Source organism: Terasakiella sediminum (genome assembly GCF_033100395.1).
GTDB lineage: Bacteria > Pseudomonadota > Alphaproteobacteria > Rhodospirillales > Terasakiellaceae > Terasakiella.
Genome location: NZ_JAWLVJ010000001.1, coordinates 155,090 through 168,019 on the forward strand (window position 1 = coordinate 155,090; position 12,930 = coordinate 168,019).

The following is a 12,930-nucleotide window of genomic DNA, read 5'->3' on the forward strand; positions in this document are numbered from 1 at the left end:
GGTCACTCCCCTCGCCCACAAAAATTCTTCTGGATGTTATAACGCACAAATGATAGGGTGACCAGAATGTACGTTATAACGCACAAAATTGTGAGCCCCCCATGAAACAGTTTTTCTCCCCTTCCTATATTTCTGCCGGATTTGTTGCCATTTTGGTCGGCTATACCAGTGCGGCCGCCATTGTGTTTCAGGCGGCAATCGCCGCCGGGGCCACGCCTGATCAGGTCAGTTCCTGGATGTGGGCGCTGGGCGTTGCCATGGGGGTGATGGGAATTGCACTTTCTGTATATTACCGCCATCCCATCATGATCGCCTGGTCCACACCGGGGGCGGCGCTGATGGTCACCAGCTTGCCCGGCATTGCCTATAGTGATGCCATCGGGGCTTTTCTGTTTTGTTCATTACTGATTACCATCTGCGGGCTGACCGGGTGGTTTGACAAGATTATGAAGCTGATCCCTCAAAGTCTCGCCACCGCCATGTTGGCAGGTGTCTTATTGCAATTCGCCTTCAAAATCTTCCCCGCGTTTGAGACCGAAACCCTGATTGTCGCGGCCATGCTGGTCACCTACATTTTGGCAAAATGGATGAAATCCACCTATGCCATCCCCTTAACCTTTGCCATCGGGGTGATCCTCGCTTTGATGCAGGGCAAAATCGATATGGGCGACATCACGCTGGAAGTCACCACACCTGTCTGGACCACGCCCACTTTTGACATATCAGTACTGATTGGAATCGGCCTGCCGCTTTTCATTGTCACGATGGCGTCGCAAAACGTCCCCGGTATTGCAGCGCTTCGTGCACATGGCTATCAAACACCAGCGTCCCCCTTGATCGGATGGACCGGGGCCATGGGTCTGGCGTTCGCACCCTTTGGCGGATATGCCTATAATATGGCAGCGATCACGGCCGCTTTGTGTATGAGCGAAGACGTGCACCCTGACCCCAAACAGCGTTATTATTCCACCATCTGGGTTGGGATTTTTTATCTGCTGGCGGGTATTTTCGGAGCCACCGTTGCCGGATTCTTCACAGCCTTCCCACAAGCCCTGGTCGGGGCCATTGCAGGCCTTGCCTTGCTTGGTACCATCGCCAACAGCCTACATGGTGCCTTGGAAGACACACGGGGCCGTGAAGCTGCGATCCTGACATTTGTCATCACAGCATCAGGCGGAACATTTCTGACCATCGGGGCGCCCTTTTGGGGGCTGGTGATCGGATTAATCGTTTATCTGTTAAATCAGCGGACTGTTCAACGTGGCTGAGGCTTCGGCCTCTTCCAGCGTGACATTATCAAACTGCTTCAGGTTATTCTTGTCAATAATCGCCTGAATGCCCGTGACATAATCCAGACCGCGTTCTGAATATTTATCCAGTGCGGTTGCCAGTTTATGACCGTTCAATGCTTCGCGGTTATCGCGCATCTGGCGACGCAGCACACGCAGTTTCTGATAAGCTTTATGAGAATTCAGGTTACGCACGTAGGCTTTCAGGCTGCCTTTCAGGTCATCAAAAGCTTTGATGCGATGGGTTTTCCCTTCTGCACGACCAGACGGCACGATACCTTTGTCTTTCGGATCAAACGTCCATTGGCCGAACAAGGCATTGCCTTCACGGGCAAAGCGCGAGGTACCCCAACCGCTTTCTTCTGCAGCTTGCGCCAATGCGAGAGAGGCAGGGACCACATCCATACGTTCCAGCAGCAGATCAAAATTCTGATCCGCAACGCGATAACGGCTAAAGGCCGCGTTCAACCAGATACGGTCTTCACCCCGCAGTGCCAGACCCATGGTCAAACGGTGGCGCAGACGCCAGACTTTGGCGCGATTGGTAATAATCTCTTCATTGATTTTCAGAACCAGTGGCAACAGCGTGCGGAAAAACAGGGATTTGCGCTCATCCGTCTGTTTGATCATCGCCAGATCATAAGGCAATGCACTGATGAACACGCGCGGCACGGTGTTTTCGCCTTTTAAAACCGGGTCAAGTTGATATCCGATTTTGTCGAACTGGGAGTTGAGATCAGACGAACTTAGACGTCCATCACCAAATTTATCTTTGCGCCCTTCAAGCGCATCAATACCAGCTTTGGCGACTTGTTTCGATTTTGCCAGTGGCAAGACGGAAACCGGTGCTTTGCTTGTCGTATTGGCGGGATAAAAAATCTGCGCCATGGTGACAGCAATAAAACAGAACCCCAAAAGACCCAGAATCGTCCATTGGCAGCCTTTGTTTTCCTGAACTTCAGCCATATCCAAATCAATGTTGTTAACAAAAAAGCGCATTAAACCAGTTGTTTATGACAACGTGCGATCTTTAAAATGCGCAAGTGATCGATCTTTCTTTTACCAGCCGCATCCGATCAGGCTGTAAGGCGGATTGTACAGAAATTCGACCTGAATGCCAGACGACAATATTCTTAACAAATCTTTAAGGATTAAAGGGCCTTGCATGATAAGGCCGCTTTCATACCCTACTAGATAGACATTTTTTCCTAATCCAGCCTATTGATTAAGGGAGTGTTTGATTTCCTCGCCAATCCCGAATAGGATATTCCTTGCTCTTTAAAGGGATAAGAGCGGTGGTTTTCTACGTAACGAAAAGAAAAAAATATGCCTGAATCATCTGCGAATATTTCAACCAAATGGGTGACAATTGCGCCCTTCCCAGCGGCATTTCTCAGCAAAGACCGTCAAGTGGTTGCCCAAAGTAACGCAGCGCAAATCATTGTAAAAAACCTTCAGAGTCAAACTATTATAGATATTTTCGACAAAGTGGATGCAACCCTTTCGCCCCTTTTGCAGACGATCGGGCTGGAAAGTGACAAGGGCGTTCTCTTCTTTGACATGACCATTTCACCCACCGATGATGGCTATCTGATTTTTGCCAAAGACAGCTCCCTTGAACATAACCTGCGTGCGGCCCTCATGGATTCGCGTCAGCGTTTCAAAGACCTGGTGGAAATTTCGAGTGACTTCGCCTGGGAAGTGGGCGCGGATGGACACTTTATTTTCGTCTCCCAACGTGGTGCGGTGGGCTACGAGCCGGACGAGCTGATCCAGAAACATTCCGAAGATATTGTCTTAAAACGCGACAAAAAACATTCGCTTAATCCCTTCATGTCCAAATCCAAGCTGGAACGTGAAGAAGTATGGGTCCTGCGCCCAGACGGGGAGCCGGCTTGCCTGACCGTTTCCTGCCTGCCTTTATTTGATGAAAACAATCAATGGGTCGGCACACGCGGTGTATGCCGCGATATCACCGATGAGCGCGAACGCGATGCGGCACTTGCACGCGCCTATCACCGTGATCAGCTGTTGGCCTATATCGTCAAAACCATCCGTGATGAGGTTGAACCCAGCAATATGCTGACAGCAGCCGCCAATGCAACAGCACGTGCGCTCAGCGCCAATGGATGTCAGATTTTCCGTCGTCAGCCGGACAGTGGTATGATTGTGGATGCCTCCTTTGGCGATGTGCCCGAAGACGTGCCAGACCTGTTTCAACGCCTTGAAAAACTGAATGAAAATGAAGTCGGCATTTTTGAAACACCGGACTGGCTGGCGATTTTCTCTGCCACACGCTATCGCCGTAACGTCAATGGCGCCATCTGCCTGTGGCGTGAAAAAGTGCGCGGCACCTGGAATGATGATGATAAAATCCTCGCCATTGATGTTGCAAACCAGCTCGGCATCGCAAACGAACAAATCTCCGGGCATGAACGGATCGTAGAACTGTCACGCACCGATGCGCTGACCGGATTGTTAAACCGCCGCGCCTTCTTTGAAGATGAACTGCCGCGCCATATTGAGCGGCTGCAATATAACAAGGCCCCAGCCGCACTGATCTATGTGGATCTGGACCACTTTAAACAGGTAAACGATGTGTTTGGTCACCAGAAAGGTGATGATGTCTTGCTGATGCTGCGTGATTTTCTGCTCAAACACGTGCGCCCGGGTGATGTGGTTGCACGTCTTGGTGGGGATGAATTTGCCCTGTGGCTGGATGACATCAGTGAAGAAACGGCAGACAAACGATGTGCCGGGATTATCGAATCCAGTGCCTTTTTCCGGGAACATTCCGGCAGCCCGGACAAACCCCTGGGTGTGTCGGTTGGACTGGCTTTGTTTGACCCGACCTCAGATGAAGACGTTGAAGGCTTGATCAGTCGCGCAGATGCGGCTATGTACAAGGCAAAACGCGCAGGACGCGGCAATTTTAGAAAAGCTGTGCCCTATGAACCAAAGTAAAATAACCATGACGAACGACGACGTGTACAGGCTCTGAAAAGACGATGAATAGCAACCCAGTACATGATGCGCCTCTAACTTATGATGAGGCAAAAGAACTTGCCCAGCACCGTGACCTCACGGTTCGTAAATCGCTGGCCGAGCGTGAAGACATTCGTCCCGAAATTCTATTCTATCTGGCAGGCGACCCGGACCCGGAAGTACGTAAAGCCATTGCGCGTAACAAGGCAACACCTGCGCGCGCCTATGTGGACCTGGCACAAGACGCCAACGATGAAATTCGATCGGATCTCGCAGAAAAAATCGCCGTTCTGGCCCCGAAACTGACCGCTTACGAGGTTGACCGGGTGCAAAGCTATGCCTTCCAGGCCCTGGAAATTCTCGCGTCCGACCAATTGGCGAATGTGCGGGGCATTCTGGCGGAAACCCTAAAAGATGTCGCCCAGGTACCGGAAGAACTGATTAAGAAGCTCGCCTGTGATTCCGAACTGTCGGTTTCCACACCTGTGCTGGAACATTCCCCGGTTCTGACCGATGATGCCTTACTTGAAATTATTTCCAGCGGGATTTCATCCGGGGCTTTGGGCGCCATTTCAAATCGTGCGAGCGTCAGCTCGTCCGTGTCCGATGCGATTGTGGAAACCCATGATGTGCCTGCGATTACCACATTGTTATGCAATGACAGCGCCCAGATCCGCGAAGAAACACTGGATCAACTGGTCGATCAATCCCGCGAAATTAAGGAATGGCAGGGGCCACTGGTTCATCGCCCTGTCCTAAGTAACAATGCGGCTCAGCGTCTGGCGGAATTTGTTGCAGACAATCTGATGGACAGTTTGAAGGGCCGCGATGACCTGAACGCGGAAACCCTGAATGTTGTCAGAAAAGAAGTTTCCCGCCGTTTGGCTGTGAAACATAAACCGCGCAAGAAAACCGTTCCCAGCCTTGATCTTGATCAGACCAACATGGCACTGAAAAAAGAATATACATGGTTGTTCCAGCAACCTGCCCATGTGATTGCCCAAAATCTGAAACGCATGAACAAACTGACCCCGCAAGTGGTTGCCAATGCCTTGACTGAAGGCGATTACGATTTTGTAGTGGCGGGGCTGGCTGAACTGTCCCACATGCATATGTCAGTTGCCCAGCGCATGATCGCCATGCGCAGTGCGCGCGGTGTCGCAGCTTTGTGTTGGAAAGCAGGGATGGATGCGATCATGGCAATGCGCATTCAGGCCAAGGTCGCCCATATTCCGGCAGATGATATCTTGAAACATAACGATGGGCAATATGCCCTGAAAGATGAAGAACTGCAGTGGCAGATCGACTTTTTCACCAATATGGCTGTTTAAGATTGGCTCATCTTTTTCAAGGCTTCGGCTTCCAGTTCGCGTGATTTGTCTTCGATCGTTTTTTCCAGAACGTCCATAAACTCTTTGCGTTTCAGACCGGGTTCAATCGCGGGCATGATCTCGATAACAATTTTGCCCGGTTTCTTCAAAAAACTACGTCGCCCCCAAAAAACACCGGAATTCAGTCCAACCGGAATAACAGGCTGTTTGGTCTGGGTATAGATAGCTGCAACACCGGGTTGATAGTCCCCCGCTTCCCCCGGGAAAGAGCGTGTACCTTCCGGGAAAATAACCACATTGCGCCCTTTTCCAAGTGCCTCTTTCACATCACGCACCATATTTTTCAACGCACTGGCCCCGGCTGCACGATCCACCGCAATATGGCCGCTGCGTTTCACATACCAACCATAAAACGGGATTTTCAACAGTTCTTTTTTCAGGATATAAGCCGTTGAAAGACGCAACAAAACAAAGATCGCCGTATCCCAGGCCGACTGGTGTTTGCACGCGATGATCGCACCGCTTTCCGGCAGGTTTTCAAGGCCGCGCACTTCATAATCTATGCCGGTGATATTTCGCATGCCCCACATGACATAACGGGTCCAGAATTGGGATCCTTTACGCATTTCCTGTGACGAAAAAGGCATCAGAACCAACAGGATCAAAGCAATGATCCCGGTGCCGCCAAACAGGTAAATATTAAACAGGAGCGAGCGGATAAATGTCATTTCAATATCTCTAAATCAGTTCTGCGGGCCAATTCCTGACGCACCCACACCAACAGGTATTTATTATATTCCCCCACCAAAAGCGCCGCTGTCCCAGGCCAGCGCCACCATTGATCCACTTTGACATGTTCAGGGAAAACCGGATGGGCAATAATAGTGGTATAAGGTAAATGAAAAGAAAATTCCAACAGACTTCTTGGCATATGGTAATTGGCTGTCACCAATCGCACGGTCTGAAAGCCTGTTTTTTCCACCCAATCAGCTGTTTCACGCGCATTACCGCGGGTATTGTCAGCCTCATGACCAATATCGATACAACATTCCAGCTCCTGCGGCGATTCTTTTGAAAGACTGAGCAGTTCTTCCAGGTCAACCCCGCGATATACACCAGAAATCAGCATTTTTTGTGCTTTCTGATCAGAAAGAAGTTCCAGGCCCGTATTAAGACGCTTGGTCCCACCTGTTAAAACCACGATACCATCAGTCAGACTATCTTGATCCTGAACCGTGCGCGGCACCAAATCGAGGAAAGCGATAAACCCGCCTGTCCAGACAGCACAGATCAGCAGACACAGGACGAAAAACGGCCCGATAAAGCGGCGTTTGCGTTTAGGTCCAAAACCACTCATGGGTTAAACCATCTTTTTCAGGCTGCGTAACACAGCTGACCTTGCCGTCAGATATCCCATCAACCCGGAAATCAGCGGCAGCGACATGACAGCCACCCACTGCACAGGCGTGATATCAATCTGTGGCAATAAAGCACTGTCGATCTGGCGATAAAGATAGGCAAACCCGCCAAATGTCGGCCCGGCAACCGCCAGCCCCAACATCCCGCCACGCAGGCCCAGATGCAGGGAATGTTCCGCAAACTGACGCGCGATATAACTATCCTGTGCTCCGATCAAATGCAGCACCTCAATCACGTCATGATGGATGGCAAGGCCTGTTTTGGTCACAAAAAAGATCGTTCCGATGGAGGCCAGCCCAATCAGCGCCAACACGATATAAGCACCATATTCCAACGTCTGGCTCATGCGGATCAGGCGATCCAGCCAGATGCGATGATCATCCAGTGTTGCCCCCGGGGCCACCTGACTTATCTGGGTCAGTACCGCATTGGCATCAAATTCAACAGATGAACGCAAGGTCACATCAATCAAATGCGGCATGGGCATATCTGAAAGACTGTTTGCGTTACCCAACCAGGGTTCCAGCAGTTCCAGCACCTCGGACTTCGCCATGGGGTTCGCCAGCAAGACAGCCGGGTTAGCACGCAGGATTTTAAGGGCGGCTTCAGTTTGATGCTGATCCGCCTGAACACTGCGTTGCGGTGGGATTTGTACCGTCAGCGTATCACTGGCCCCTTGTTCCCAGCGCAGGCTGACCGATTGCATGATGCTGGTTGCAATGACGGATAAAGCCGCCAGATAAACCATAAAGGCAATCAACCAGGGCAGAAAGCGCGTGCCCGGGTCTTTATCCAGCGGCAAATCTTTATGATGGTTAAAGGACAGGAAACTCATGAGATTTTCCCTTCCATGCGGATACCACCGCCGCGCGCCGGGCGCAATGGGCCCATTTGTTCCACCCGGCCATCTTCAATACAGATACGCGGATGGCCAAACTGACGCACCAGTCCTTCGTTGTGGGTCGCCATCACAATGGTCGTGCCCAGCTTGTTTAATTCTTCCAGCAAATGCAAAAGACGCACTGCCAGCTTGTCATCCACATTCCCCGTCGGCTCATCCGCCAGCAATAGACGCGGACGGGTAATAACAGCACGGGCAAGGGCCACACGTTGCTGCTGCCCACCTGAAAGCGTGGTGGGGCGCGCATCCATATGATCTTTTAAGCCCACCCAGGCCAAAAGTTCACTTACGTGCTTTTTGATATCTTTTTCATGAACATTAGCAACCCGCATGGGCAAAGCCACATTATCAAAGGTGGAAAGATGATCCAGCAGGCGGAATTCCTGAAATACAACGCCGACTTCACGGCGAAGCGCAGGCAATTTTTCCCGGTCGGTCGTTGCGATATCGCTGCCAAACAGGGAAATCAGGCCACGGGTCGGGCGATGGGCCAGATACATCAGTTTCAACAGGGAGGACTTACCCGCCCCACTGGGACCGGTCAGAAAATGAAACGCACCTTCATTCAAGGTCAAAGAGACATCGCGCAGAATCTCGGGACCAACCCCATAGCGCAATCCAACATTTTCCAGTTTAACGATAACCAAGTCTCAGAAATCCCAATATATTTTCGGTCCTCTTTTTTATGCGAACTTTGAGCCTGAGTTAAGACCTTATTCACACAATCTGAGTTAAAGTGAAAAATAACGATATTTATGAAAGAAATTGCTTTATGCGTGATCTTGCGTCAAAGTAAGGAAACGCCTATAAAGTTTAAGGACTTACGTGAAATTTTGGTGGCCTTATGATTATTAGTTGTCCGAACTGTTCAGCACATTATTCCGTTCCGATCGCCGCACTGGGCGAAGATGGGCGCACGTTACGTTGTGCGAATTGTGGTCATGCCTGGGAACAAAAGCCCTATGATGACAGTATTCTTGAACTTGATGATCATGAAACAACGACAGCACCACCGCCGCCTCCCCCTCCACCTGCGCCAGAACCGGCCCCCATGCCGGAACCTGAGCCAGAACCCGAACCAGAACCTGTGTTTGAGCCAGAACCAGAGCCGGAACCGGAACCACCAGCGGCATCTGATGCCCCTGTGGATGACATGCCGTCTGATGAAGAATTAAACGATATCTTCGGCGATGATGATATTGAACCGATGGAATCCATGGCGGAATCCATGTATAGCTCTGACGATATCGACACATTGGATGACATTGGTGATCCAGAACCAATCCCGGAAGTCTTCACCGCGCCTGTGCGCAAAAAAGAAAAGCAGAAGAAAAAGGGCGGGTTCTTCAAGTTCCTGTTCTATATTATCCTGCTGCTGGCCATTCTGGTCGCCGCCATTCATTTTGGTCGTTCATTCATCACACAGTTTGTGCCGCAGACAACGGATTATTACAAAATCTACGACCAATATTACGGCGAGATTCAGGAAATGCTGGGCATGACACCGAAACTTGAAGAGTCGTTGGTCTTTAGAGAGTACACAACCGACATCGTTAAAGAAGGCAATGACACCATTGTGGTCGTCGTCGGCGATGTGGCCAATATTTCAGAGGTGAAATTCAGCGTGCCGATGATCCGGATTTCTCTTTATGACGTAAATGACGAAGAAGTGCATTTCGAAGTCGTGGAAACAACAGATCGCGAGATTGAAGCGGGGGGGTTCTCCCCGTTTGAAGCCCGCATCAAAAACCCACCATCATCCGCACGCCGCGTCGGTGTGGACTTTATGGTCCCTGAAGCGCAATAAACCGTTTCAGATATAATATTTAAAAGCCGCCTCCTTCATTTAAGGGGCGGCTTATTTATTTCTGATAAAATTGCACCATATTGGATAGGGCAAACATCTCACGAAAAACCATATCCGCGCCAGCAAGTTCCAGCATTTCAGCATAGCCAGGCCCGGCATGGGATGCCCCTGCAAACCCAAAGACGGTCATTCCGGCTTTTTGCGCCCCTTTAATCCCGACCGGGCTATCTTCAATCACCAAGCAGCGATCCGGTGAAACACCCATTTCTTTAGCCGCATGCAAAAACAAATCAGGCGCCGGTTTGCCGCGCATGACCATTTCAGCGCTGAATAAATTGGGTTTGAAATGATCAATCATTTTGGTCAGTTCCAAAGAATGGGTGATCTTTTCAATGCTACCGCTGGACGCCACACATACGGGCAGCTTGATCAACTCCAAGACTTCTTCCATGCCGCTAACCGGGGCAAGGCGTTGTTCAAACACGTCTCGATCAGCCTTGCGAACCTGTTGTTCAAAATCATCCGGCAGTTCAATCCCGGCACTTTTAAAGACAAGTTCTTTCACCCGTTTCAGGCTGGAGCCTGTGAACCGTTCACGACATTCACGGGGCGGCACATCCGCATCATATTTTGCGAGCACTTCTGAAAGCACATGCGAGGCCAAAAGCTCGCTATCCACAAGCACGCCGTCACAATCAAATATGATCAGATCGAAGGCGCAATCAGCGTTTGTGTCTATGGTCATCCTGTAAACTTTCACCACAATGGGGACAATGGGCATAAAAATGCAGGCCCCCTTTTACACTATGGTGCAGGATGTTGCGCGCTTCTTCTATAGAAATTCCCAAATCTTCCTGAATTTTACGCAATTGTTCGGCTTCTTCTTCTGTCAAAACGCCGTCTGCCAACGCGTCCACCACCCGGTCGCGGTATTTTTCCCGACGCAGATGCAGTTGTTCGGAAAAAGCAGAGGCCAGAATCCCGGCAGGCAACGCAACCATCCCGATCCCGACGATGGAAATCGCTGCCCCAAAAAATTTACCCACGGGCGTGATCGGATAGGCATCGCCAAACCCCACCGTCGTCAGTGTAATCACCGCCCACCACATGGCATTCGGGATATTCGAAAAAACGTCGGGCTGGGCTTCATGTTCAAACAGAAAAATCATGCTGGCCGCAAAAATCATTAATAGCAGCAGCACAAAAAGCGCGGCCCCAAAGGCACGCGCTTCCTGCCTGAGAACCGTCAGCATAATGGACATGGCAGAGGAATAACGCGTCAGCTTAAAGACCCGAAGCAGACGCAGAACCCGCATGAAACGAAGATCGACAGCAATCAGGAAGCTGAGATAAAATGGAAGGATTGCGATAATATCAACCAGTGCCGTCGGCGTAAGCAGATACTTCAGTCGCCCCCAAACCGGATGTGCAAATTTCGGATCAGGATTTTCCGAAACCGTCCAGATTCTCAAGGCCAATTCAATAGTGAAGACAGCAACGGAAAACAGTTCAAACCCGTAGAAGTAATCCCCATAAACCTGCTGCAGAGAAGCAACCGATTCCAGAATAACTGCCAGAACGTTCAGGGAAATTAGAGCAATGATAAATACATCAAAAAACAGGGAAGGAAAGTCATCCTTGCGCCCGACTTCCATAACTTCATAAACCCGGTTCCGTCGGCTTTGATTATCTGCTTGTGGAGTAAATTCGCGCTGACGGGGGGCAACCGCATCCAGAATATCGCTCTCACGTCGCCCGACCGTTTGATCTTTGTGGACCGTTTCGGCCTTTTTGATTCGACGGCCTTTACCTGATCTACGTTCCTGCTGTGCCATAGCCTTGCACCCATTTCCCCTATTTCAACAGATCAAGTGTAGGAAAAAAGGATGAAGGAAGGTTTAAGTCAGGCAGGGCTTGCCTTCTTCATAGGGAGTACCTTGCGGACACCGTGTGCCCAGCATAAAGATGATAGAGGCGAGCGAACAGGCAGCCGCACTCCAAAGTCCAAGCTCGCTAAATCCGGTTTGTTCCATGGCAATCCCGGCCAAAATCGGGCCAACGATTTGCCCAACGCCGTAAGACACCACCAAAATACCCATGAGCGCAGATGGATTGTGCGGCGACAACTTGCCACCAAGGGCCAGCACCACGGTTACAATCCCCATGAAACATCCGCCAAACATAAAGCCACCGACCAGGGCACTGGCTGAAGACGGGATCAGGACGGGCAAGGCACATCCGACAGCCTGAACCAGATAGGCAAGAACCAATGCTTTAAAATCACCCATTTTGCCGGCAACCTTCATCCAGAAGTAACAACTTGGTGCAAGGGCAACGCCCAGCATCACCCAGGCGTAATTGCGGCTATCAGCAAGGGCCGGGTTTTCCGCCATGATGGAGATAATAAAAGTCGTGCCGATGGAAAACGTCGCGCCTGCCAGACAGTAAGAAATCAGCAGAAATGTTATTTGTCTCTGACGCAATTTTACCTGATTGGCATGACCCGCAACGGGTGTCGGCAAGCCATCCGCCCCCACCCACAACATGGCAGGGATCGCAAGCAACAGGCCAATTACGCCAATGATCAGCCAGGCATTACTCCATCCCATGACAGGTTCAGACCATGTCAGAACAATCCCGCTGACAATCACACCTAAACCCACACCGCTAAAGTGAATACCGATATAATCAGGGCGATGGCGTTGCTTTAAATGATCCAGCACTAATGAAGTGCAAATCACCATTCCTGCCGCACTTGTCAGACCCGAAATATAACGCAAGCCCGACCAGATCACGACACTGTCGGTAAAGGCCATCAATGCCGTGGTCAAAACAGCCAAAATCATCCCCCAGCGATAATAAGTCAGTTTAACCATGGGATCACGCAGACGACTGGCGATCAAAGCACCGGACAAATATCCAGCATAGTTAAAGGCCGCCAGAAAGCCTGCCCCATCATCCCCCAAACCCGTTGCCGTTTGCATGGCAGGCAGCAAAGGTGTCAGCGCAAATCGTGCAATCCCCATGGTGAGGATAAGTGACGAAATACTGGCAAGAAGCAATTTCCATGTGGGCAGGTGATGTTGCATCAGTTGGCACCTTTTTGTTTGATGATCGAACAGTATAGTATCTTGTGAAAATAATCATTACAAACGATTAGTTTTGATGATATCATTCATAAAAAGTGATATCATGAGG

The 12,930-nt window shown here is 50.4% G+C and carries 12 protein-coding genes; 4 read left to right on the plus strand and 8 right to left on the minus strand.

From position 1 onward, the window contains the following. Window positions 1-101 precede the first annotated feature (101 nt). A complete protein-coding gene (locus RYZ26_RS00755) occupies window positions 102-1,268 on the plus strand; it encodes a benzoate/H(+) symporter BenE family transporter (protein ID WP_317681169.1) in 1,167 nt (388 codons plus the stop codon). Here RYZ26_RS00755 and RYZ26_RS00760 read toward each other — a convergent pair. Then, window positions 1,239-2,288 (minus strand): glucosaminidase domain-containing protein, encoded by a 1,050-nt coding sequence (locus RYZ26_RS00760; protein WP_317681170.1) that lies wholly within the window; start codon window positions 2,286-2,288, stop codon window positions 1,239-1,241. The two genes, RYZ26_RS00755 and RYZ26_RS00760, sit on opposite strands and share 30 nt — an antisense overlap. Before the next feature lie 327 nt (window positions 2,289-2,615). Here RYZ26_RS00760 and RYZ26_RS00765 point away from each other — a divergent pair, with 327 nt between their 5' ends. Further along, on the plus strand, window positions 2,616-4,253 hold the full coding sequence (locus RYZ26_RS00765; RefSeq protein WP_317681171.1) for a sensor domain-containing diguanylate cyclase: 1,638 nt from the start codon (window positions 2,616-2,618) through the stop codon (window positions 4,251-4,253). A 44-nt stretch (window positions 4,254-4,297) separates the two neighbouring features. Then, window positions 4,298-5,605 carry a DUF2336 domain-containing protein gene (locus RYZ26_RS00770; RefSeq protein WP_317681172.1) on the plus strand — a complete coding sequence of 436 codons (1,308 nt, stop codon included), beginning with the start codon at window positions 4,298-4,300 and terminating at the stop codon, window positions 5,603-5,605. Here RYZ26_RS00770 and RYZ26_RS00775 read toward each other — a convergent pair. Genes RYZ26_RS00775 through ftsE form a run of 4 tightly spaced genes read right to left on the minus strand, consistent with a single transcriptional unit; the run spans window position 5,602 to window position 8,566 of the window. Then, entirely contained in the window at window positions 5,602-6,333 is a 732-nt protein-coding gene (locus RYZ26_RS00775) for a lysophospholipid acyltransferase family protein (protein ID WP_317681173.1), read from the minus strand. The genes RYZ26_RS00770 and RYZ26_RS00775 overlap by 4 nt on opposite strands. Further along, window positions 6,330-6,962: a YdcF family protein gene (locus tag RYZ26_RS00780; protein WP_317681174.1), complete on the minus strand. Its 633-nt coding sequence runs from the start codon at window positions 6,960-6,962 to the stop codon at window positions 6,330-6,332. Before RYZ26_RS00780 ends, RYZ26_RS00775 begins: the two co-directional genes overlap by 4 nt. Window positions 6,963-6,965: 3 nt before the next feature. Continuing rightward, the gene (locus RYZ26_RS00785) at window positions 6,966-7,859 is read right to left on the minus strand and encodes a cell division protein FtsX (RefSeq protein ID WP_317681175.1); all 894 of its coding nucleotides are present in this window, start codon (window positions 7,857-7,859) and stop codon (window positions 6,966-6,968) included. Continuing rightward, complete coding sequence (gene ftsE, locus RYZ26_RS00790; RefSeq protein WP_317681313.1) at window positions 7,856-8,566, minus strand: cell division ATP-binding protein FtsE; 711 nt, start codon at window positions 8,564-8,566, stop codon at window positions 7,856-7,858. The genes RYZ26_RS00785 and ftsE overlap by 4 nt, the downstream gene beginning before the upstream one ends. A 203-nt stretch (window positions 8,567-8,769) precedes the next feature. Between ftsE and RYZ26_RS00795 the strand changes: the two genes are divergently transcribed. Continuing rightward, entirely contained in the window at window positions 8,770-9,732 is a 963-nt protein-coding gene (locus tag RYZ26_RS00795) for a zinc-ribbon domain-containing protein (protein WP_317681176.1), read from the plus strand. 55 nt (window positions 9,733-9,787) lie between these two features. Here the strand turns inward: RYZ26_RS00795 and RYZ26_RS00800 are convergent, their stop codons facing one another. The 3 genes from RYZ26_RS00800 to RYZ26_RS00810 form a co-directional block, all read right to left on the minus strand. Continuing rightward, the gene (locus tag RYZ26_RS00800; RefSeq protein WP_317681177.1) at window positions 9,788-10,477 is read right to left on the minus strand and encodes an HAD family hydrolase; all 690 of its coding nucleotides are present in this window, start codon (window positions 10,475-10,477) and stop codon (window positions 9,788-9,790) included. Continuing rightward, the gene (locus tag RYZ26_RS00805) at window positions 10,455-11,567 is read right to left on the minus strand and encodes an ion transporter (RefSeq protein WP_317681179.1); all 1,113 of its coding nucleotides are present in this window, start codon (window positions 11,565-11,567) and stop codon (window positions 10,455-10,457) included. The genes RYZ26_RS00800 and RYZ26_RS00805 overlap by 23 nt, the downstream gene beginning before the upstream one ends. 63 nt (window positions 11,568-11,630) lie before the next feature. Next, window positions 11,631-12,821: a YbfB/YjiJ family MFS transporter gene (locus RYZ26_RS00810; RefSeq protein ID WP_317681180.1), complete on the minus strand. Its 1,191-nt coding sequence runs from the start codon at window positions 12,819-12,821 to the stop codon at window positions 11,631-11,633. Between the last annotated feature and the right edge of the window lie 109 nt (window positions 12,822-12,930).

Coding starts and splice junctions, on each gene's coding strand:
- RYZ26_RS00765 (WP_317681171.1), top strand. CDS start 2,616: ATGCCTGAATCATCTGCGAATATTTCAACCAAATGGGTGACAATTGCG.
- RYZ26_RS00810 (WP_317681180.1), bottom strand. CDS start 12,821: ATGCAACATCACCTGCCCACATGGAAATTGCTTCTTGCCAGTATTTCG.
- RYZ26_RS00805 (WP_317681179.1), bottom strand. CDS start 11,567: ATGGCACAGCAGGAACGTAGATCAGGTAAAGGCCGTCGAATCAAAAAG.
- RYZ26_RS00780 (WP_317681174.1), bottom strand. CDS start 6,962: ATGAGTGGTTTTGGACCTAAACGCAAACGCCGCTTTATCGGGCCGTTT.
- RYZ26_RS00800 (WP_317681177.1), bottom strand. CDS start 10,477: ATGACCATAGACACAAACGCTGATTGCGCCTTCGATCTGATCATATTT.
- RYZ26_RS00770 (WP_317681172.1), top strand. CDS start 4,298: ATGAATAGCAACCCAGTACATGATGCGCCTCTAACTTATGATGAGGCA.
- RYZ26_RS00755 (WP_317681169.1), top strand. CDS start 102: ATGAAACAGTTTTTCTCCCCTTCCTATATTTCTGCCGGATTTGTTGCC.
- RYZ26_RS00775 (WP_317681173.1), bottom strand. CDS start 6,333: ATGACATTTATCCGCTCGCTCCTGTTTAATATTTACCTGTTTGGCGGC.
- RYZ26_RS00785 (WP_317681175.1), bottom strand. CDS start 7,859: ATGAGTTTCCTGTCCTTTAACCATCATAAAGATTTGCCGCTGGATAAA.
- RYZ26_RS00795 (WP_317681176.1), top strand. CDS start 8,770: ATGATTATTAGTTGTCCGAACTGTTCAGCACATTATTCCGTTCCGATC.
- RYZ26_RS00760 (WP_317681170.1), bottom strand. CDS start 2,288: ATGCGCTTTTTTGTTAACAACATTGATTTGGATATGGCTGAAGTTCAG.